Here is a 20,536-nt window from a genome sequence, read left to right on the forward strand (position 1 = left end):
TCTCCTAATCTTTATTATTTAGTATTCTTCAAAAAATTCTTTTATCTGTTCATCCATGCATTTAGGAATATCTTCACCTTTAAAATATACCTTAGACCATTCCACAGTCTTTTCAACAGCCTCTTCTACTCCCCATCTCGGTTTCCATCCAAACACCTTCTTAATTTTAGAGCAGTCAAGTTTGAGAAAATTTGCTTCATGCGGTGCGTTAATCTCTGACTTATTTATCCATTTCACGCAATTCTCTCCTTGTTCATCCTGATTCCACTTTTCACAGAACAGATCAACAAGCTGTCCGGTAGTAATACAATCTCTGTCATCTGGTCCGACATTATAAAATCCAGCCAGGGCCTTATCCTCGTACTGTGCTTTCATAATCATCAGATATATTTTCAACGGTTCAAGGACATGCTGATATGGTCTTGTCGAATGCGGATTTCTCACAATAATATCTTCTCTTTTTTCTGCTGCCCTTACACAATCAGGAATAATTCTATCATTGGCGAAATCTCCTCCACCAATAACATTACCTGCTCTTGCTGTGGATACCGCTACTTCCATATCTCCATAAAAAGAATTGATATAACTATGTGTTACCAACTCCGAACATGATTTACTATTAGAATAAGGATCATAACCATCCAATGGTTCATTCTCTCGATATCCCCATTCCCACTCATTATTCTTATATACCTTATCGGTAGTAACATTTAAAAATGATTTTACGCAAGGATTTAATCTGACTGCCTCACAAATGTTAACTGTTCCCATCACATTTGTCTCGTATGTATACACAGGATCCTTATAAGAATCTCGTACTATAGGCTGTGCCGCAAGATGAATGACGATTTCTGGCTGTGTTTCTTTAAACACCTCAAATAAATGTTCTCTGTCTCTTATATCTCCAATTACAGACTTCATCCGATTTTCAACATCTGCTAATCCGAATAAATTGGGATTAGTTGGTGCTTCCAATGAATATCCTGTCACACTAGCTCCGGCTTGTACCAATATTCTACTCAACCAAGCTCCTTTGAATCCCGTGTGTCCTGTTACGAGAACTTTTTTATCTTTATAAAACTCTAATAGTTCACTCATAATTAATCTTCCCATTTCTTCCATGGTGCTTTTCCGTTCTTTAATAACTTTTCAAGCAAATCCATTTCTCTCTTGTTATCCATACACTGCCAAAAACCTTTATGCATATATGACATCAATTCACCCTGTTCTGATAATTTAACCAGTGGTTCTTTTTCAAATACTGTATCATCACCATCAATATAATCGAATATTTCCGGATTCAACACCATATAACCTGCATTAATAGGTGCACCATCGCACATATTCTTTTCTCTAAATGCTCTAACTGTATTATCGGGATCTATATCCAGGACTCCCTTTTCCTGTTCCTGAAGAACAGCTGTTAAAGTAGCAATCTTTCCATGCTCCTTATGGAATTCCAAAAGTTTGCTGATATCTACATCACATACACCATCACCATATGTCATCATAAACGGTTCATTCCCAACATATTTCTGTATGCGTTTTATTCTTCCGCCTGTCATAGTATTAAGTCCTGTATCAACCACAGTAACTTTCCATTTGTCTAAATGCTGATCATGTACGATTACATTTCTGTCCCCATTCGTATAATCAAACGTAATATCACTGTTGTGAAGGAAATAGTCTGCAAACCATTCTTTTATAACGTGCTGCTTATATCCTGCACACACTATAAACTCATTAAATCCGTAATGTGAATATTCCTTCATAATATGCCACAAGATAGGCTTTCCGCCAATTTCAATCATAGGCTTTGGCTTGTATTGTGATTCTTCACTTATACGTGTTCCTAATCCTCCTGCTAATAATACTACTTTCATTTGTAATCTCCTTATTTTTCGTACTAGTAAACATATAGATTAACTATATCATGGCTCAAATCATAACGCAATCCCCCCCCCAAAAAAAATCCATGTATTGCTATTTTTTTATGTCTGCATTTTCCCAATAACATCTCCGACATGTTTTTTGTAAATTCATTCCGAGTTAAAATCAATACAATAAAATATCCTAACATACTGAGTAAAATTGTCAGAACTGTTTTTGTCCAAAGATGCTCTGTCACAATTGCAACGCATTTTCCGATCAAAATGATCAATACCGCTCCAATTACTGGTCCTATCAAATCTTTCCTGCATGCTATCAGCTTTATTTTCTTATCCACCCTGCTGATTGCAATACAGAGTGATATTAATTCTGAAACAGCAGTCGTAGCTGCTGCAGCAGTAATACCATACTTTGGAATAAATAAAAGATTCAGTATAATATTTGCCATCGCCGAAATCACACATGCGATAAGGCATGTTTTTTCCTCCATTGCCGGAAGCAGCAACACATTTCCAATCAGTCCTCCAATAAGTGAAATTGCTAATGCAATGGAAAGTATATGTAGGGAACCTGTCGCTCCCAGATATTCTTTTCCTGCAATAATCTCTATCATCTCCGGACACAATATATTGATTCCGACCACACATGGCAGTCCAAGAATCACAACAAAATTGAATGTATACCGAAACAATTTATTAATTTCATTGTAATTTCCTTCATTAAAATTCTTTGTCATCTGCGGCATAACCACCCATGCAATGGATGCGATCGTAGAATTTACAAGACTATATATTTTTACGGATGTGCTATATAGTCCAACCTCATAGTTACCTTTTATGATTCCCAGTATCGTGATGTCTGAATTACAATAAATAGTCTGTGCAAGAACCATTACAAATAGTAAAAGAACTGGTGGCAGATGTCTCTTCCAGTCAATGTTCAATGTCAGTTTCGTTTTACAAAATTTTCTTCTGTATACCATATTGGTAATACTGGCTCCACTTGAAGCAATTACTGTAATGACAGCATAACGCATATAATCTTCCGGTTTCCGTACAAAAAGGAGCATTGCCGTAATGGAAACTAACTGAAAAAGGAATGTACGGACTGTAATATACTTAAAATCCTCCATAGCTGTATTCAGCCAGTCCGCACCCAATGTTGTAAACAATACGGTTGTGCTTAGAATAATGATCATTTCCCGATAATTTTCCAATGGTTTTGCAGCTAACAGTGCCAGTGCCAGACCTATATATGCAATAAATGTAGTAACCATATTAAGGGAAATAATCTGACCCACCATATTCTCTAGTTTATTATTGTCATCTTTTATTTTCGAACACTCTCTCACTGCATAAGTTGTAATTCCCAATGATGCAGCCAAAGAAACATAACTGATAATCGAATTACCAAAATTCACTTTTCCTACATTCTCTGCATGTAACACTCTGCTGATATAAGGGAAAGTTATTAATGGAAAGACGACTTGCGAAAACGCTTTCAGCAAACTGTATATCGAATTTTTTCTTACTTTATTATCCATGAATAAACTCCCTGTATTATGTTTATTAATGCAAAACATTCTTTATTTTTCTAAGCTGCACCCATACTATATGCAGTAATCTGAGTATTCCCACCGGACAATTTACAAGTATCCAAAATGTTCTTTTTAAATCGTGATATTTTTCTAAACACGGCCATATATATGCTTTTCTCCAGTTTGCCTGATTTTTGCATGTACAACGGAATTGGATCACAAATTGTCTTACTGTATTTTTAGTGGTTTTATAATAAATATCTGATAATATTTTTTCAGAAAAGCCCCCATTCTTTCCACCCTGCAATATCAATTTGTGATAATTATAAAACCATACTTCATACAGATCATATCCAACCGTTTCATTACCGGAGGCTGCAAGATAATTATAGGTATCAATAATATATATCCCCTGCTCCCGCATGGTTGCCAGTGCAATATAGCTCTGTATAAAATATGTTCCAATATATTGTTCTTTATTTTCTACTTTTCTTACCAATTCCGTTCTAAATACAAGAGAGGACATAAACGTAATAAAAATTCCTGTTTCTTCAAGGAATTGTTCTCTGGAAGAATAAATCTTTAACCCTGTTTCCTTCCAGCGCGGTTCATTATACAAAAAAGGCGACTCACTTACTAACCCAGAAGTATTCAAATGCAAAAATACCGGTTTTTTTTCCAATGTATCCAAAAGATGTTCCACCGCCATCGGAAGCAAAAAATCATCATCTCCCAATAAAAGAACATACTCACCCACAGCCTTATCAAAACAATTTAGGAAATTTTTATCTGGTCCTACATTCTCTGTATTTCTGTAATAGCGGATATTCTCTGCCTTCTTCACAAGTTCAGTCATGTACTCGCCAGTTCCATCCGTAGAAGCATTGTCTGAAACAATAATCTCTATTTGTTCTATTTTTTTCTGTTCCATCAATCGTTTCAAACATATTTTTAATTTTTCCAGACGATTATAAGTAGGTATTGCTATTGTTAATGCATAATTTTTCTGCTCTGCCATCTGTCTAATTCCTTTAACAAATCATGTACACTTTCTGTGTCCATCACTTTTCTATACCATATATCTTCATGCCGCTCTATAAATTTCCGGTCGACTTTAGCATAATCAATTTTTACCAGTTCCTTTATCACGTCATCTCTAAACCGATATTTTATAACCTTGGCGGGTACACCTCCAACAACTGCGTATGGCGGAACATCTTCCGTCACAACTGCACCGGCCGCTATCACTGCTCCCTGTCCAATCTCTACTCCCGAAAGAATAAGGGCTGAATCACCGATCCAGACATCATCATTTACAATAATATTTCCCTTCGCCTGAGTCTCCCATTCTTTTTTTAGCACTTTCGCCTGAAATGGATATGTAGAAATACAATCCAGCCTATGCTCTCCCCCCAAAACAAAACGGACGTTTTGAGCAACAGAACAAAATTGACCAATTATCAGCTTCGTATTCTCACATCCAAATGTTTCAACACATATTGGTCCATATGTATATCTTCCAACGCGTATTTGTTCTATATCACATAAATTAGTCAAGTATGTCATATTATGTTGATTTCTTTTTTTCCACTTTATTTTAAGTTTAAGTAACGCTATTACTCTTTTTATCAAAAATTTTTTCCTTTCATTTATCCACTCACTTTAGAAACAATTTTTCATATTGTCCGGAAATATACTCCCAACTATACCTGTCACGCACTCTTTTTCTTGCTCTTTCTGTATATTTATTTATCTCAGACTGATCTAAATGATCCGCTTTTTCTATCAAGCCGGCAAGATTCCCCTCTTCTTTTGACCAATACATTGCGCCGTCCTCTGCTACCTCCCGGTTAAATCCTACATTCAATAGCAAATTAAGTTGTGTGCTCGCCAGAGCTTCCAGAAGACTTGGATTAGTTCCTCCCACTTCATGACCATGAAAATATCCATATGCATTTTCCCGAATTTTCATTAACATTTCTGAGTCATATACTGTACCCGCAAATTTGATTCTGGAATCCTTGGAATAACCGGTTTTCAATTCAAGTTCTTTTAAAAATTTATCATTCACATTCGTGATAAGAACAAAATCTCTTTCGGATTTGCATTTTATAAATTCTTTTATCATTACTTCATAATTATTTTCCGGAACGAACCTTCCAACTACCAGATAATACTGCTTAGGGTGAATTTTTCTCTCTGCATACCTATTTTTTTAATTTTTCATCTGAATCTGCCATCTGACTCTTTCTTATTTCCGTTCCATATGCAATAAACGTGGTTTTAGGATAATATTTCTCATATTCCTTTTTTATATATTGCTCTATATTTTTACTGTCGCAAATTAATAAATCTGCATTTTTTACCATCATTTGTTCTGATATTTTCCAATATTTTCGTACACAAGCATTCCACTTCTGCCGCATCCATTCATGCCCATCCGGATTGACATATACCTTTCCTCCAAGCTTATGTATTTTTCTTACATAGTGCCTTATAAATGGTCCAATACGACACGCTAATATATAAATAACAGGCTGTTTTACCTGCTTTTTCTCTATATATCTGCAACACTCTTTTAACGCAGCTACATCATAATAAATAGCTTGTGCTGGTCCAATATCAGGTACTTTTATCATAAAACATCTTGCATTATGATATATATACTCTTTATTCTCCTCTCCCTTACATGCTACATGATACTTTATCTTATCATTATTACGATGATATTCTGTTAATTTATCTACAAAAGTTTCGTACCCACCATATGCCGCTGGTATCCCTTTTGACCCTATTATAAATACATTCTGCATCTTTTACATACTTCCCTTTCCAGATACCACAACCTGAACTGTCCGCAATAATATTTTAATATCATTCGCCATACTCCAATGACAAATGTACTCTGTATCGAGTTTGACTACTTCTTCGAAATCTGTAATTTCACTTCTTCCTGAGACCTGCCAAAGTCCTGTAATACCAGGCTTTACCGACAATCTTGCTTTATGATGCAATTTATACTTCTCATATTCATCTACTGTAGGTGGTCTTGTCCCCACTAATGACATATCTCCCCTTAAAACATTAAAAAACTGTGGGAACTCGTCTAAGCTTAGTTTGCGAATCCAGTTTCCAATTCCCGGTATATATTCTCCTGTTTTCCGATCAATTTTACTGCCAATGATCCTTGGGTCGTTTTCCATTTTGAACATCATACCATCTGCTATCTGATTTTGCTCCAAAAGATTTTTTTTTCGTTCTTCAGCATCCAGATACATCGTCCGGAATTTATACATATTAAATTTTCTGCCATTTTGTCCCACTCTCTCCTGTTTAAAAAAAATCGGTCCTGGAGATTTTATAAAAATAATAGGTCCCAAAAAAAAGTATAAGTATAAGCGTAATGGCGGTTCCCACCAGCCCCCCAGCTATATCGAGCGTCCTTTTCATAAAATATTCTTTGTTGCTCACAATTCGAATACTGGATGTAAGTACTAAATATCCACATACCATTTCAGCAGTCTGATTTTCACTTTGTGTCAAGCCATCCTGCATAATCGTGTAATGAACCACAATCCCCATCTCAGAAAACTCACGTGTATACTTTGCAGGAAATGACATATCATTTGGCAAAACAATAAGCACTTCATCTACCCAGTTCTTGCATACCCATTCTGTCATATTTTCTTCCAAAACGATCTGGATATTTTGGTATTGCTTCTCTTGTTTTATACAATCCATAAAAACAATACCTGATAACTTATAAGTTTGATAGTTATTCTCTCTGATTCTCTTTAATGCTTCTTCTGCCATTTTTGATGTTGTAATCAATAACAGAGAGCAATTTCCTTCCTCTGTCTGATATTTTTTTACATGAAGTTTCCATAATGTTCTGGTCATCCACCCTATGCCTAATTGATAAATTCCCAAAAGAAACAATACTGTTCTTGAAAAATCATCTCCATCTTTTACAACAATCAGGTAAAAGCTTATAAATAATTCAAGTATGCATACCTGCTTTACGACAGACACAAACTCAACATAATACCCCCGCTTTAGGATATCCTTATACCCTTCCAAGAAGAATGCATATATGAATTCAAAAAGCACAAGAACAAGCATCATATTCTGATAAATAACTTTATGTGGATTTCCCCCAAAACCATGTCTGCTAAAATATGCTAATGCAAAGCAGACCTGCAGGCAAAGCAGATCCAGAATAATAAAATCCAAATGCTTTAACCAGCCTTTATTCTTTCGCCGATACATATTATCTCCCTATGTTTTACATATTTTCAATATTCAACCAGATTATTCTAACATAATACTCTGTGAAAAACAATTTTAACGCCTGCTCTCACTCACCTAGGAATTTGCAAGCTTTTATTTATTATGCTACAATAACCCGTGTCTGCCTTCAAGGCTTCGTAACAAATTTTAAATTATAATTAATAAATAGGGTAAAACATTTATGAATAAAAATTTTTTTAGACAATACAATAAATTAATACTTGGTTCAATAATTTTATTTTTTACTGCATTACTTTTTAATCATTGGACTCCCTACGCAGCCGATGATTACAGCTATATGTTCAACTTATCCGATGGCTCACGTATGACTTCCATTGGGCAGATTTTTTCGTCCCTGGCTGTACACTATACAAAGTATGGCAACGGACGCCTTGTTTCCCACTTTTTTGTTATGCTTTTTCTGATTGGTTCCAAGTGGATTTTCAATCTCGTGAATGCATTTCTTTTTGTGTTGCTTATATTAAGCATTTATCATTTGACCTCTCATAAAAAAGCTTGCAGCCTTTTACTTTTTTTTGCAATTCCAACTTTATTATGGCTTTATATGCCTGCCTATGGTCAGATTTTTTTATGGTTGGATGGTTCCATTAATTATATGTGGAGTTATCTGTTTGCTCTGTTGTTTCTGTCAGTCTATATTACTTTATTACGAGGAAAATCTCTGTTAAACCAAACCTGGAAGTTGATCCTGTTCTGTGTATTTACATTCCTTTTTGGAAATTACTCAGAGAATGTATCTTTTTCCGTTATCTTTACCGGTTTTCTTCTTCTGTGCATTACAATGTACAGACAGAAAAGTATCAGGAAATTTTTTATTTATATTTTTCCGATTGCATGTGGGGCTCTTGGATATCTGATCTTACTGTTAAGTCCTTCCGGAAGTGCCAAGTTCTCCGAAAATCTATCGCTTTCGCTGCTTTTTAAAAATGCGATTGCGATATTTACAGAATATTATAATGCCTGTCGGATCCCTTTGATTCTGTTTTTTGTACTTCTTGGCATTGCGATTTATCACAAATTGAATAAGACAGAGATTCTCATTGCGCTCTCCTTCTTTTTCATCAGTGTCATATCTTCCGGCATGCTTATGATTGCAAGCTATCTGCCAGAGCGAAGCCTTGCCAATGGAATTGTGTTTCTTCTGATTGGAATTGTCCAATTGCTGCAATTATTGCGCGAACATGTACGCTTAGAATGTATCTCCCTGTGTGTGTGCATTTATCTTCTGGTCAGCAGTCTGATGTCGTACTGGGAAGGTTCCTACGATATTTACCGGGTGCATAAGGAACAGGCAGTTCGTGATGCTGCAATAGAGAACTCTGTAAATTCCGGCAACATGACAATTGGTGTACCAATTATTACTTCCACAACCAAGTATAGCTGTAAATATGGCTTGTTAGATTTGAACGGAAAGGATGCTAAGGATCCATTTCCAAATGTGTATGTTGCAAAATACTACGGTTTAGATCAAATTTATGTAATTTATCCTGATTTGGATAATGAATAAGTATTTTCTGTAAAACAAAAAAGAAGAAGATCACTGACAATTTACTCAATGATTTTCTTCTTTTTTCATATTATCCATTATTACTTATTTTATGATCTCTCTCTATCAGAATCACGCGGAATCTGTCTCCTTTTCGATATCCAAATACACGCTGTTTTTCACTATATCGAAATTTCATTATCGTCTGAGAATATCCTGCAAAATAATTTTTCTTACCTGCGCCATGATACCTCTTGTATTCCAATCCATCATCCCGGTCTATCGTATCCCATGATTCATGCTGAACAAATTTATCCAGTGTTCCTAGCAACTGCTTATATTCGCTTTCTTCAAGCTGATCCGGACCTGACTTTTTCTCCAACAAACTACAATCTATTCTTGTCCCCTCATATCTGATTTTCAGATAATCACATCTGTCTATATTTAGGTCTATGTAATGATTTTGTGCAAGATATCGTGGTGAATATATAGATAACACCTCATATTTTTGGCTGCCTTTTTGTATATCTAACACACAATCCGTATATTTTTCAGACTTGAATGATAATAGTGAAAATCCATTCTCTGCGGCCTCTGCCAGTGCAGTTGCAGTGACACTTTCTTGCTGCCAGACATTTAAAGGACATTTCATCCGAAAGTTTTCCTTCACTTATCACATCATTCTTATCATCTGTCATATGTCTGATAATTTTTTGGTTTACCGTAATCTCGATTTCTTTACTGCCTACATATTTATTTTTTAACTCACTGATTTTTCCGATATCTATATATTCTCCGCGAAAAGGATTCTTTCCCTTCTGTATCATTGCAAGCAATGCCTGAATAACGGTCGACTTTCCCATGGAATTTTTTCCTGCAAGCAGTGTCAGATTTTTAAAGTGAAACTCTGCCTCTTCAAAACATTTTAACCCTTTAATTGTCAGCTCATTTATCATTTATTTATCTCCTCAGATAATTAATCCATCGACTTATATTAGCATAGGTTACCGATGTGTCATGCAGCATGCTGTACAAATATGATCTCTCGTCATATAATTCCCTCAAATTTCCACGTATGTCATTCATACAAATTGCAATTGCCATAAATATAGACTTATATTTCTCATCAAATCTTCTATTTACAATCCTCACTGTTTTTTCATAATCAATCTCTTCACACCTACTGCATGTATGCAAAACGCATTCTACAAAGTCGTCAATATATCCATCTCTCAGATTATCCATTTCATAGATTGCATTTTCCAACAGATATTGTTCATTCGTAATATATCTGTCTTCATCCACATTTACTTTATTTGTATATGCCATCCAAATAACAAGCATATAAAAAATATTTATTTCATTTAATGATCTAACCAATCCCGTTCTTTGAAATTTACAAAGTACTTCTCTGATTCTTTCGATCAACTCTATCCTTGAGTCTTTATAGATAATCTTGCGTATTGCATATTCCCTGTTTTCCGTCCAGTTTTCGATAAATTTTCCTGTCAGCATATGCATGTATTTCGGCGATCGGTATTCAATAATCTGAACAGGAACCACTGTGCGCATGATCATACTGGCTAATCTTGGATTTTCATGATCAATCTCATAGAAACTCATTCGGCGATCTGCATCATCCTGGTCAATTTCGATTCCCATATTATTTTTCAAAAACTGTAACAGACTATATATGGTATCTTTGGATTCCAGAACAAGATAGTCTCCATTTTGCTGTTCCGAAACATAGATTGGCGGCATTGGTATTCCAAGTTCAATTGCTTCTACTGCATTCCTCACAATGTTTCTGATCCTATTTCTGTTACGCCTGACTGGAGCAAATAAAAGCCTGTCATCTTCATCCATCCACCAAATTTCCTGTATTGAATATTTTCTTTCATAAATATCAATTGCATCTCGCTCACTATAAAACATTTTTCCCTCTTTCATTCAGAAAAATATCACATATCATTTACTTCATAAATTCCAAGTCACTAAAATCTTACCACAATATAATCATCATATTCCCTGATATACCCTTCTAACGGATATTCATTCAATTGTTCTTCCTGTTCCAACGCTTTCTCATAGAGTTCGGTTCCACCCCAGATCAATTGATATCCGCGCTCTTCGAACAGTCTTATCATTTCTCGGTTATATCCTTCATAGATATAGAATCCCGGAATCGCCCAGTCGATCAGTGACCAGGAAAGTGTCTGCACATAGACATACCGTTCTCCAGTTTCCTCCTCCATCCAGTCGTTCAGGTCTTTGATCACCGAATATCCCGGTGTGTCGGAACCCATGGAACACTTTTCCAGAATTGCAGGATTCAGTTCATAACTACCGATAAATACAACCGGTTTTTCTGCAATATTATACCCACCTTTCTGAAGATCATATGCTACCTGATCTACCACTGCCAGCTCACTCTGATTCTTCTCATATTCAAAAGCAAACCAATGATTCAGATCAAACGCCGAATTATATACAACAGAGATTACCAGAACCATTCCAATTACATTGATCAGCTGGTATCTGCATTTCAGAATCACATAAGTCAGATAGAATAGTACCATTGCAACTAACAATGCTATCATCAGATTGGACCGATATGGAAGTGCATCCCCCTGCGGCAGTGACAACACGAAAATAGATCCATAGCAAATAATGCCAAGAAACAAAATATATAAATTCTTTTTGTAAATGGAACCCGCAATAATAATAACTATAAACAAAATACTTGTGGCCACGAATAAACCAATCGGATAATAAGCTAACCCGACAAATACATAATCCCTCAAAATCTGCCGGATAATCGTAAGGATTCTGCCTGGATATTTTAAGATTCGCAACATACTTCCAGCACTACGATAGCTGTATGACTCAATTCCAAATATTGCCATACAGACTTTTGTAATCAACGACCTCTCCACGATCGCATATACAAGAACTCTTCCAACAAGAAAAAGGCTCATGAAAAATTGTTTAAATTTTCGGATCTGCATATGATTTGCACCAAAGCAGTCTACAATCATAATCAAAAGTACCCCGGTAAGAAAAACATTTGCCGCTGCCTCATAAAATCCGACCGATACCGATACCAAAAGGCTCATTCCCAGTTTATGCAGAATCCGCTGTTTTTGCTCCAGATCATGTGTATACAAATAGTAGAAATCAAAAACCGCCATTCCAACAAGTGTATAAATAATTGGTACTCCATTCTGCAAATAATAAATAAATACCTCTGCAATCAGAGAATAATCTAAAAACATAGCTGAAAATACCGCATAGCAGGCAATCGGCAGCTTATCTCCGAGAATATACCTTAATACTGCTGACCAGACAATTGCTGCAAACATCAGAATCAATACTGCAGCAAACTCCATAATAAACGGTTCAAACCCTGTCACATGAAACAGTTTATTAATCACATAGAAAGACCATCGCCCAATGGAAACACCCAGTCCGTCATCAAAGTATAGACCAATGCACACATCATCGATTCCCAGTGAAGAGTGTGTGATTTCATAACCGTATCCTGCAACTGCTGCAATTATAAGCGATACCATGTATATTTTATTTCTAAGAAAATATTCTATCTGTTTCCTTAATTCGTAAATCACTTAAATCTCCTTCTTAAGCCACTGGTAATAGTTTTCAATTCCCTGCACAATAGGTACTAACGGTACCTCATGGATACTCATAATCCGTTCATTATTGAGAATAATTTTCTTGGCATCCACGCTTCTCGCCGGAAGATACACTACCTCCGGTGCAAGATGCATTTCTTCCAACATTCGAATAATATCTCTCTGAGAAGTTCCTGTATTCGAGCTGATATTAAAAGTATCATAATTTCCCTGATAGTTGAATAATGAAATCAACATCCTGCATACATCGTCAATATAAATATAGTCCCTGACGTTATTGCCATCTCCCCAAATTTCAATTTTCTCTCCTCGGATGGTTTTCTTAATAGCGGCATCAATAAATCCGACACCTTTATTAAAATCCTGTCCCGGTCCATATGGATTTGATATCCGGGCAATCAGAATCTTTGTATGTGCCTGATAATTAAATGTTCGAATTGTATTTTCAATACAAAGCTTTACATTACCATAATGATTAATCGGTCTTGGAAGTGCATCTTCCACTATAGGCTGTATCTCCTGATTTCCATACACTGTTCCACCGGAAGACAGAAAAATCATCCGTATCTTCTGGTCAGTGATCATCTTACAAAGCTTTGTTGTCTGGATAAAGTCCCTCTCATATCCCTGAAGATACTTTTCATTGGAATTTCCAGGATTTACAGTGCTGAGAGCATGTACTACATAATCCATACCTTCTAATGCATGTTCCAGTGTGTAATCATCAAAGAAATCCCCACATATATAATTTACGCCTGCTATTTCATGCACAGGTTTTGACATATCGAAGCAGTATACTTCCATATCATTTTTTATCAGATGCCTTGAAAGATTCGATCCGATAAATCCTGCTCCACCTATGACTAATACTTTTTTCTTCATTTTTCTTTCATCTCACTTCAAAATTTGACCACTTAACAACAACCACTCCATCAATAATTTTTATGGAACCATCGCATGGATAACAAGGCATCTTCTGAAAATTTTCACTTGCAATAATCGTCTCCCGATTCTCAGGTTCCTGATAAGTATAGCCACAATGTAATTCCAAAAATTCTTTACCTGCATAATATGAAATAAAATCATGCATATTATTACTATATCCCTGCAGCTGAATATCATCAAACCTCCACAAAATTGGAATCGAGTCATCCATGCTTCCTGCCGCTCCATAAAACAATACTGGCAAGTTACTATTATATTTCTCTGTGCTTTTAATCTGTGAAATCACTTCTGTATAATACGCTGTTGCTGTCTCTTGTTGATAATTTGCTTTCAAATACGCTATATTATCTAACCGGATATAATAGATTGATAACAATATTGCAACTGTACAATAGAAAACCGAAATACCTTTCCAGAATTTTCCTTTCAGATTTTCTTTTTCCAGAAGCACGATTGGATAAATCAATCCAAATACATATGGATAAATCATCAAAGTATGGATTACCGTCTTATCAGAAACTGCCATAACATAGATGATACTAATAGACAATGGTATCAAGCAACACAATACAAAGAAATATATTCTATTCCACAGTTCCATCCCCCTCTTGCATAAACGTCTAAGCACTAACACTCCAACCATAAGGTAAACTGCCAGATAAAGAATGCGAACCGCTTTTTGATTTGAAATGCCACAAAACTCCCCTAATATAGGTTGTAAAAAACCAATATATGCGTTCTTCACAGAACCAATCAATGATTTGACCGTAACATCCGCCATATCATTAATTCCCTGATAATCTAATAATGTAACATGAAAATTGCGAATACAGATTGTATTACCTAAAAAATAACAAAGTATTCCTCCTAAAAGGGTTAACAAATATTTAAAAGCCTCTTTGATATTCTCTATAAAATTCCTTGTTTCTGCATCACTTACTAGTATCAAAACAAAAAGTGTCGTTGCCACCCCAAAATAAGTCTGATAGATTCCCATTGAGAATCCCATCATTATTATTGCCGGCAAAAATCCGTAAGAATATTTCACAGTCATATAAACAGCACTTATCATTAATAATACAGCAAACATATAGTAAGGAGCTGTAAACATATAAGCAAATAATGAAGTCATCGCCGGAAATGAAATGAGTAGTACCCCCACTAAAACAGCATATCCCGTATGTTTTATCTGAAATAATTCTGACAAAATCATTGCACATACTGCAACAAGTAAAATACTGAGTAATCCATTCCACCAGGAACTACTATAGTTAAAAAAGTCAATTTTTGTAAGAAACTTCTGAATTAATCCAAGCGCCCATCTGCCGGATTCAAATGTCGTACCTACTCCAAAATAATTGACACTGTCATCATGATAACTGATTTTATTTGTCAATATATATCCATGTGTCACCAAACCACATATAAGGACTGCTGCTCCCGCGAGCCATTTTTCCCTTGATTTTCCTGTACAAGACATGCTTATTTATCCTTTTTATTGAATACAAATATTTTGCTAAACACATAATTCAGTATTACCACAATTACGCTTACCAATATCTTAGCAACGAAGCCTTCCACTCCAAATAAGCTCTGCTTCACTCCAATATAATATAATAGTGGAAGTCCGCCAATCTCAACCACTCCTGTAGCTATACGTGCTCCAAAAAACTTTACAACTTCTTTCCACACTTCTGCCACATTCCATGACTTACTCTCAAACACAAATAGTTTATTGGTTATATAAGCAAACACAACAGCTGTAAAACATGCGATTGCGTTACTTATCGTCATGTTGACAGCAGATGTCTTCATTAGCAGGCTATATACCACCCAGTTTACCAATGTTGTAGCCACTCCAAAAATAAGGTACATAATAACTTCTTTATACTTTAATAGTAATCTTTTAATTTTCTTCATGATCATCCTTCTTATAGTCTAATAATTTCTTCTCAATATAGATAGGTCTATGCTTGCCCTGAATATACATTCTTGCTAAGTATTCTCCAATAATTCCAAGAATTGTAAGCTGGATTCCACCAAGTAGAAGAATCAATACAACAATAGTCGGATATCCAGGCACAGGATTTCCAAAACACAGTTTTTGAATTACTACTACAAACAAATAAATAATCGCACATAAAGAAGTAAATAATCCTATTCCGGTTGCGATTTTAAGAGGAAAAGTTGTATAAGAAATAAACCCTTCAATCGCATATTTGAAAAGCTTGCTGACTGACCATTTTGTCTCCCCTGCATTACGTTCCTCCGCTATGTATGGAATGTAACATGTATTGAATCCGACCCATGAAAAAATACCTTTTGAAAATCTATGGTATTCCGGCAAACTTAAAATTGCATCCACAACAGTTCTGCGAAAAGTACGAAAATCAGATGCCCCCGGATAAAATTCAATCTCACTTGTCTTATTAATGATTTTGTAGAACATATTCTTGAGACCGCCAACCATTTTCCCTTCGTGTCGCTCTTCCTGATATGCCGCTACACAATCGTATTCTTCATTCTCAAGTAATATTTTTACCATTTTTACAACAATTTCCGGTCTTTGCTGTAAGTCGGCGTCAATAACGGTCACCAAATCACCAGATGCTTTCTGGAATCCTGCATAGATAGCAGCTTCTTTCCCAAAGTTTCTTGAAAACATTTCTATCACAATATTGGTCTCGTGAAGGTTATATACTTTCTCTAGTTCCTCCTGTGTTTTGTCTCTGCTTCCATCATTGACAAAAATAATTTCATACTCGTAATCTTCTGCATCGAATACCCGCTTTGCTTCTGTATAAAAAGCACGAATATTCCCCTCTTCGTTATAACATGGTACTACTAATGATAATTTCATTTTTTATCCCTCATTTACTCTCGTACGTATCTTATTAGATTATCACATTCCCTGTGGAATTGCCACACTATTCTCCCCTCACCTGCACCAACAATGCATTTTCTGCTACATTATTTGTAATATAACACTGAAATACCTTCTCTGTCAGCATATCTTTTCTACTCTCGTCTGCATTCTCCGCATATACTGCCTGTATATAACTGTTGCCTTCTTCTATCCAGTCAAGAAGCCTGTCACTTTTTTCTCCCCGGATCAACGGACGATTTAAAAAGAGTAAGATTGGCTTTTTCTTCCGCTCCTCACTCTCAATCTTCTTCATAATCTGTTCTGTAATGCCCTGACTTTGATTGTCTATCTTACAAACAATGTAATCTCCATATTCTTTACTATAGAATTCTTCTGATCCATCGCATAGAATCCGGTTCTCTCCAATGTCATTATTAAATTCATCTAATCTTCCATCCCCATAAAAGAGAAACTGCTGTTCCTGTGTAAGTCCTTTGATCATAACATCTTCCACATTGCAAATTCCAGCATCTGTCTTCCAGTCCGAATCATATGTGTGATACAAATCTTCTTTTAATTGTCCCTGATTCACATAATATAATATATAATTATCTGTCTGTCCAACTTCTACACATCCGCCACCATTTAAAGCTGCTTTAGCTCCGGTATACTCTTTTCTCACAACGATATAGTCAATCTTTGCATTTACTAAGATTCCAAGCATCAGATTCCCGCTGGCATTCGAATCATTTTCTGTAATGATATGATAAAGATATTCTCGCTCTCCTTCTGCTGCCAGACAAATATTCGCATCATATTCCCTGATTCCATACATCAATTCATCTTCTGCATATACAATGACCCGCTCCCCTCCTGTCACCTCTTCAATCAGATCTGCCACCTGAATTTTATCTTCAGAAATCTGATAGATGTTCTCTGGCAGAGTCACCCAGTCAGATATTTTTCCTCCAGAATACAGGAATATCAGACAAACCATAACTGCAACACAGATAACTTTCTCCATTTTTGATTTCATTTTTTCGATGAGCCTCAATCCCCCCCATGCGGCGATCAATGAGACCGGGAATATCCATAAAAAGCGATAATACGTATCTCCCTCTCCCAATCGTTCGATAATGCGGTAGGTTAACTGATTTAAAATCAAAAACATAAGAACTGCACAACTGAATGTATAATATCGATATTCTTTTTTTCGTTCCAACAAATAGACAGTCATCAATACCAGCATCAGACCGATTGCTGTGCTATTCCCATAATACCAGGAGATGACATTCCATATTGTTTCTGCATTAGTCATAATTTTTATCCCGTTTTATTCTTCTTATCAGTTTCTCAAATACAACTGGTATTAATAATACTCCACATGCTGCTCCTGTTACCATAATAGCAGATGACGAAATTGCAATACATGCCCACAATGTCAAGATCAGATAGATACAATTCCATTTATCTCTCTGCCTGATATATAGTATACACAGATAGATTGTAAAAAGCAGCAGCATATTTCCCGCATATGCTTTTCCCTCATAAGCTCTGTGTAGCAAAAAAGCCGCACTCGTATAAATCGTATTATCAAAAAGGAAATTGCATGCCAGGGCAATACAGGTAAATGTTCCTGCCTTCCAGAATGCATCCTTCTCTTCCTGAAAAAGATTTCGTCCGATCAGATATACTGCCCCTGCTGTAAGGATCATATTCAAGCTTGCACGTGTTATTCTTGTGATCACAAGTGGATGAATATGATATATTTTACAGGCAACTGCTGTATTAATATCAAAAGTAACCAATGCTCTTCTCAGATACAGAGAATGCACCTGTTCACCTGTATAAGCATTAAATTTATATAAACGTCCTGATGTCAGTGTTGTATTGATCAGCCCAATATAATAGGTAGAATCATCATTCATCTCCCCATTAATGGACACATAATAACACATTGCAAAAAGAAAACATCCCATGAGAAGGAACCATACTTTATGTCTAAAAAACGCTTTGATGATCATTTCAATATCTTCTGCGATCCGTTCCCTGCAAAAAATTGCAGTACCAATACAACATGTGATTACAATCACACCCCATAAAACTGCAAGTCTGGCAAGTGTCTGATCTGCCTTGATCATCGGAAGCGCACAGATTTGAAACAAAACCTGATATACCAGAAATCCACTGATTTCCTTAAAAACAACGCCATGTTTTTTTCTGCAAAACAATTCAAACATTGTCCCAAATAAATAATATATGATTATCTGCAGCAATAGGATTCCAATTGCTTTTATCACTGCTGTCATTTCATTCCATCTCCAAATTTAATATTGCTTTTTCTTTTCACTCAACTTTTCACTAACAAAACGAAAATAAGCTTTCCAAAATACCAGAAAAGATTCTTTTTCCTTTAACTCTGGATATCGCTTCATTAAGAAATACTTATCCGGCCACAACCGGACTCTTCCAAAACTTACAAACTTGAACCATTTCTGTTCCATTCTGCATCCGTAAAAATTTCCAATTTTCCGGTAATTCTCCGGTGTTTCATTCCACAACGGCAATGGCAATCTATAATCCTCTATCTCCCGGATTGTCTCATATATCTCAATCTCTGTCAGTCCAGCCGCCGATCCCTCCACCTCTTCCAGCACGAGTTCCACTCTTTCCGTCAGCTCCATTTCCGGTACTTTTATGACAGTACGGCTGCCGTCATGATTCAACTCCCCTGTATGTATTACACACCCATTTCCAAAGGTTATTTTTATTCTATGAATTATGCAGTCCTCATCTGGATTTTCAAATAAATGAATCTCTCTGATTCTTGCCTTTTTTTCTAATGTTACTACAATCTTCTTTTCAGCATCAGTTTTCTCAGGTATCCAAATGCCTGCATCATAAACCCACATTCCATGGATAATATCGGAACAGTCAACACACTTGAAATCATTCAGATAAGCCGCATTACCAGAGCTTGTTTCAATCTTTGCACGATAACTGAGACTCTCTGTTGGCCTTCTCCAATACACCATATCCAGATTGATGAACTGTATTGCCTTTAAATCTACACTCTGGGAACGGTACTTTTTTGCAGCCTTATATAAAATATTTTTCTTAAGTAAAGCTGTTTTACATTGATCCGGTACAGAAAAACGAATCCTCTCTTCCCATTTATCCAATGAATGGATATAATCCGTTCCATCTGCCTCATTCACAAGTTCCGTCACATTATTTTCACTGTAATAATCTGGATGTCCTTCCCATTTTCCATTATAAGCCTGTGCTTTTAACACAAGCGGATGATAAGATGTATCTTCTCTTAGCAGTTCTCCCAGAACTTCATCCACCATGAGCGACAATGCCAGATGATCCATATGATTATCCCAATCTGTTGTCACTAGAATAGACGGATAGAATTTCTGAATGACTGCCTTTATATCATTTTTATAATTTGCACGAGTATATGCATGGTGTACACCATATTCAGTCATTGCGAATTCTGGATGTTTATCTGTTCCGTAGGTACGGATGTTTCCATTATAAGAAGCAACGATTTCTTCCGGTACACTATTATACAAGTGTCTGGTCTGTGTTTGATCCCCATATCCTAAAAAGATAATATTTTCCGGCGCAACACCAAGTTCCCCCAATGCCTCCTCAGCCTCGCGGATTCTTATAATCCCTTCATGTCTGTAATAATCTCCGTTCGTGACAAACACAACTTTTATATTCATTTTCTGCTGTACCGCTCCATAAATCATTGCTCCCGCAATAGCAAGCTCATCATCCTCATGTGGCACAATTACCAGTAAATCTGTTTCTGTCATATCATCTCTCCACAGAAT

Annotated in this window: 21 protein-coding genes; 1 reads left to right on the forward strand and 20 read right to left on the reverse strand. The window is 36.0% G+C overall.

The window, feature by feature from the left end:
- Positions 1–18: 18 nt before the first annotated feature.
- The 9 genes from rfbG to ROSEINA2194_RS22080 are packed head-to-tail and all read right to left on the reverse strand — an operon-like array spanning position 19 to position 7,552.
- Positions 19–1,098 carry a CDP-glucose 4,6-dehydratase gene (rfbG, locus tag ROSEINA2194_RS11170; protein WP_217284419.1) on the reverse strand — a complete coding sequence of 360 codons (1,080 nt, stop codon included), beginning with the start codon at positions 1,096–1,098 and terminating at the stop codon, positions 19–21.
- Positions 1,099–1,100: 2 nt separating this feature from the next.
- Positions 1,101–1,883 carry a glucose-1-phosphate cytidylyltransferase gene (gene rfbF, locus ROSEINA2194_RS11175; protein ID WP_007886896.1) on the reverse strand — a complete coding sequence of 261 codons (783 nt, stop codon included), beginning with the start codon at positions 1,881–1,883 and terminating at the stop codon, positions 1,101–1,103.
- Between the two features lie 23 nt (positions 1,884–1,906).
- Positions 1,907–3,433 carry a flippase gene (locus ROSEINA2194_RS11180; RefSeq protein WP_044927726.1) on the reverse strand — a complete coding sequence of 509 codons (1,527 nt, stop codon included), beginning with the start codon at positions 3,431–3,433 and terminating at the stop codon, positions 1,907–1,909.
- A gap of 25 nt (positions 3,434–3,458) precedes the next feature.
- Positions 3,459–4,445, reverse strand: coding sequence for a glycosyltransferase family 2 protein (locus tag ROSEINA2194_RS11185; protein ID WP_007886900.1), 987 nt, complete (start codon positions 4,443–4,445; stop codon positions 3,459–3,461).
- Positions 4,418–5,059: a CatB-related O-acetyltransferase gene (locus ROSEINA2194_RS22535; protein ID WP_007886902.1), complete on the reverse strand. Its 642-nt coding sequence runs from the start codon at positions 5,057–5,059 to the stop codon at positions 4,418–4,420. The genes ROSEINA2194_RS11185 and ROSEINA2194_RS22535 overlap by 28 nt, the downstream gene beginning before the upstream one ends.
- 25 nt (positions 5,060–5,084) lie before the next feature.
- Positions 5,085–5,618 (reverse strand): glycosyltransferase family protein, encoded by a 534-nt coding sequence (locus ROSEINA2194_RS23005; protein ID WP_330370444.1) that lies wholly within the window; start codon positions 5,616–5,618, stop codon positions 5,085–5,087.
- Positions 5,619–5,634: 16 nt separating this feature from the next.
- Complete coding sequence (locus ROSEINA2194_RS23010) at positions 5,635–6,240, reverse strand: DUF1972 domain-containing protein (RefSeq protein WP_007886906.1); 606 nt, start codon at positions 6,238–6,240, stop codon at positions 5,635–5,637.
- 3 nt (positions 6,241–6,243) lie between these two features.
- Positions 6,244–6,807, reverse strand: a complete 564-nt coding sequence (locus tag ROSEINA2194_RS22075; protein WP_007886908.1) for a sugar transferase — start codon at positions 6,805–6,807, stop codon at positions 6,244–6,246.
- Positions 6,761–7,552: a hypothetical protein gene (locus tag ROSEINA2194_RS22080; RefSeq protein ID WP_252832609.1), complete on the reverse strand. Its 792-nt coding sequence runs from the start codon at positions 7,550–7,552 to the stop codon at positions 6,761–6,763. The genes ROSEINA2194_RS22075 and ROSEINA2194_RS22080 overlap by 47 nt, the downstream gene beginning before the upstream one ends.
- A gap of 346 nt (positions 7,553–7,898) precedes the next feature.
- Here ROSEINA2194_RS22080 and ROSEINA2194_RS22085 point away from each other — a divergent pair, with 346 nt between their 5' ends.
- Complete coding sequence (locus tag ROSEINA2194_RS22085) at positions 7,899–9,245, forward strand: DUF3329 domain-containing protein (RefSeq protein WP_007886911.1); 1,347 nt, start codon at positions 7,899–7,901, stop codon at positions 9,243–9,245.
- Positions 9,246–9,315: 70 nt separating this feature from the next.
- Here ROSEINA2194_RS22085 and ROSEINA2194_RS21160 read toward each other — a convergent pair whose 3' ends face one another.
- The 11 genes from ROSEINA2194_RS21160 to ROSEINA2194_RS11260 all read right to left on the reverse strand — a co-directional run bounded on the left by ROSEINA2194_RS21160 (position 9,316) and on the right by ROSEINA2194_RS11260 (position 20,518).
- A complete protein-coding gene (locus tag ROSEINA2194_RS21160; RefSeq protein ID WP_172727105.1) occupies positions 9,316–9,876 on the reverse strand; it encodes a hypothetical protein in 561 nt (186 codons plus the stop codon).
- Entirely contained in the window at positions 9,776–10,180 is a 405-nt protein-coding gene (locus ROSEINA2194_RS11215) for an AAA family ATPase (RefSeq protein ID WP_007886914.1), read from the reverse strand. The genes ROSEINA2194_RS21160 and ROSEINA2194_RS11215 overlap by 101 nt, the downstream gene beginning before the upstream one ends.
- Before the next feature lie 4 nt (positions 10,181–10,184).
- A complete protein-coding gene (locus tag ROSEINA2194_RS11220; protein ID WP_044927733.1) occupies positions 10,185–11,159 on the reverse strand; it encodes a hypothetical protein in 975 nt (324 codons plus the stop codon).
- A 59-nt stretch (positions 11,160–11,218) separates the two neighbouring features.
- Positions 11,219–12,850: a glucosyltransferase domain-containing protein gene (locus ROSEINA2194_RS11225; RefSeq protein WP_007886919.1), complete on the reverse strand. Its 1,632-nt coding sequence runs from the start codon at positions 12,848–12,850 to the stop codon at positions 11,219–11,221.
- The gene (locus ROSEINA2194_RS11230; RefSeq protein WP_007886921.1) at positions 12,851–13,759 is read right to left on the reverse strand and encodes an NAD-dependent epimerase/dehydratase family protein; all 909 of its coding nucleotides are present in this window, start codon (positions 13,757–13,759) and stop codon (positions 12,851–12,853) included. It lies immediately after the preceding gene.
- A 7-nt stretch (positions 13,760–13,766) separates the two neighbouring features.
- Positions 13,767–15,218 (reverse strand): glucosyltransferase domain-containing protein, encoded by a 1,452-nt coding sequence (locus ROSEINA2194_RS11235; protein ID WP_172727106.1) that lies wholly within the window; start codon positions 15,216–15,218, stop codon positions 13,767–13,769.
- Positions 15,219–15,304: 86 nt separating this feature from the next.
- Positions 15,305–15,742, reverse strand: coding sequence for a GtrA family protein (locus ROSEINA2194_RS11240; protein WP_044927734.1), 438 nt, complete (start codon positions 15,740–15,742; stop codon positions 15,305–15,307).
- Positions 15,729–16,682 (reverse strand): glycosyltransferase family 2 protein, encoded by a 954-nt coding sequence (locus ROSEINA2194_RS11245; RefSeq protein ID WP_007886928.1) that lies wholly within the window; start codon positions 16,680–16,682, stop codon positions 15,729–15,731. The genes ROSEINA2194_RS11240 and ROSEINA2194_RS11245 overlap by 14 nt, the downstream gene beginning before the upstream one ends.
- Positions 16,683–16,749: 67 nt before the next feature.
- Positions 16,750–18,006 carry a hypothetical protein gene (locus tag ROSEINA2194_RS11250; protein WP_007886929.1) on the reverse strand — a complete coding sequence of 419 codons (1,257 nt, stop codon included), beginning with the start codon at positions 18,004–18,006 and terminating at the stop codon, positions 16,750–16,752.
- On the reverse strand, positions 17,999–18,997 hold the full coding sequence (locus ROSEINA2194_RS11255; RefSeq protein ID WP_007886930.1) for a DUF6077 domain-containing protein: 999 nt from the start codon (positions 18,995–18,997) through the stop codon (positions 17,999–18,001). The genes ROSEINA2194_RS11250 and ROSEINA2194_RS11255 overlap by 8 nt, the downstream gene beginning before the upstream one ends.
- Before the next feature lie 18 nt (positions 18,998–19,015).
- Entirely contained in the window at positions 19,016–20,518 is a 1,503-nt protein-coding gene (locus tag ROSEINA2194_RS11260) for a PIG-L family deacetylase (RefSeq protein WP_007886931.1), read from the reverse strand.
- Between the last annotated feature and the right edge of the window lie 18 nt (positions 20,519–20,536).

Origin of the sequence: Roseburia inulinivorans DSM 16841, from assembly GCF_000174195.1 — a bacterium.
In the GTDB taxonomy this organism is placed as follows: domain Bacteria; phylum Bacillota; class Clostridia; order Lachnospirales; family Lachnospiraceae; genus Roseburia; species Roseburia inulinivorans.

Excerpts from the sequence above, each read along its gene's own strand:
- rfbG (WP_217284419.1), bottom strand. The coding sequence starts at position 1,098 with ATGAGTGAACTATTAGAGTTTTATAAAGATAAAAAAGTTCTCGTAACA.
- rfbF (WP_007886896.1), bottom strand. The coding sequence starts at position 1,883 with ATGAAAGTAGTATTATTAGCAGGAGGATTAGGAACACGTATAAGTGAA.
- ROSEINA2194_RS11180 (WP_044927726.1), bottom strand. The coding sequence starts at position 3,433 with ATGGATAATAAAGTAAGAAAAAATTCGATATACAGTTTGCTGAAAGCG.
- ROSEINA2194_RS11185 (WP_007886900.1), bottom strand. The coding sequence starts at position 4,445 with ATGGCAGAGCAGAAAAATTATGCATTAACAATAGCAATACCTACTTAT.
- ROSEINA2194_RS23010 (WP_007886906.1), bottom strand. The coding sequence starts at position 6,240 with ATGCAGAATGTATTTATAATAGGGTCAAAAGGGATACCAGCGGCATAT.
- ROSEINA2194_RS22080 (WP_252832609.1), bottom strand. The coding sequence starts at position 7,552 with ATGATGCTTGTTCTTGTGCTTTTTGAATTCATATATGCATTCTTCTTG.
- ROSEINA2194_RS22085 (WP_007886911.1), top strand. The coding sequence starts at position 7,899 with ATGAATAAAAATTTTTTTAGACAATACAATAAATTAATACTTGGTTCA.
- ROSEINA2194_RS21160 (WP_172727105.1), bottom strand. The coding sequence starts at position 9,876 with ATGAAATGTCCTTTAAATGTCTGGCAGCAAGAAAGTGTCACTGCAACT.
- ROSEINA2194_RS11215 (WP_007886914.1), bottom strand. The coding sequence starts at position 10,180 with ATGATAAATGAGCTGACAATTAAAGGGTTAAAATGTTTTGAAGAGGCA.
- ROSEINA2194_RS11220 (WP_044927733.1), bottom strand. The coding sequence starts at position 11,159 with ATGTTTTATAGTGAGCGAGATGCAATTGATATTTATGAAAGAAAATAT.
- ROSEINA2194_RS11230 (WP_007886921.1), bottom strand. The coding sequence starts at position 13,759 with ATGAAGAAAAAAGTATTAGTCATAGGTGGAGCAGGATTTATCGGATCG.
- ROSEINA2194_RS11240 (WP_044927734.1), bottom strand. The coding sequence starts at position 15,742 with ATGAAGAAAATTAAAAGATTACTATTAAAGTATAAAGAAGTTATTATG.
- ROSEINA2194_RS11245 (WP_007886928.1), bottom strand. The coding sequence starts at position 16,682 with ATGAAATTATCATTAGTAGTACCATGTTATAACGAAGAGGGGAATATT.
- ROSEINA2194_RS11250 (WP_007886929.1), bottom strand. The coding sequence starts at position 18,006 with ATGACTAATGCAGAAACAATATGGAATGTCATCTCCTGGTATTATGGG.
- ROSEINA2194_RS11255 (WP_007886930.1), bottom strand. The coding sequence starts at position 18,997 with ATGACAGCAGTGATAAAAGCAATTGGAATCCTATTGCTGCAGATAATC.
- ROSEINA2194_RS11260 (WP_007886931.1), bottom strand. The coding sequence starts at position 20,518 with ATGACAGAAACAGATTTACTGGTAATTGTGCCACATGAGGATGATGAG.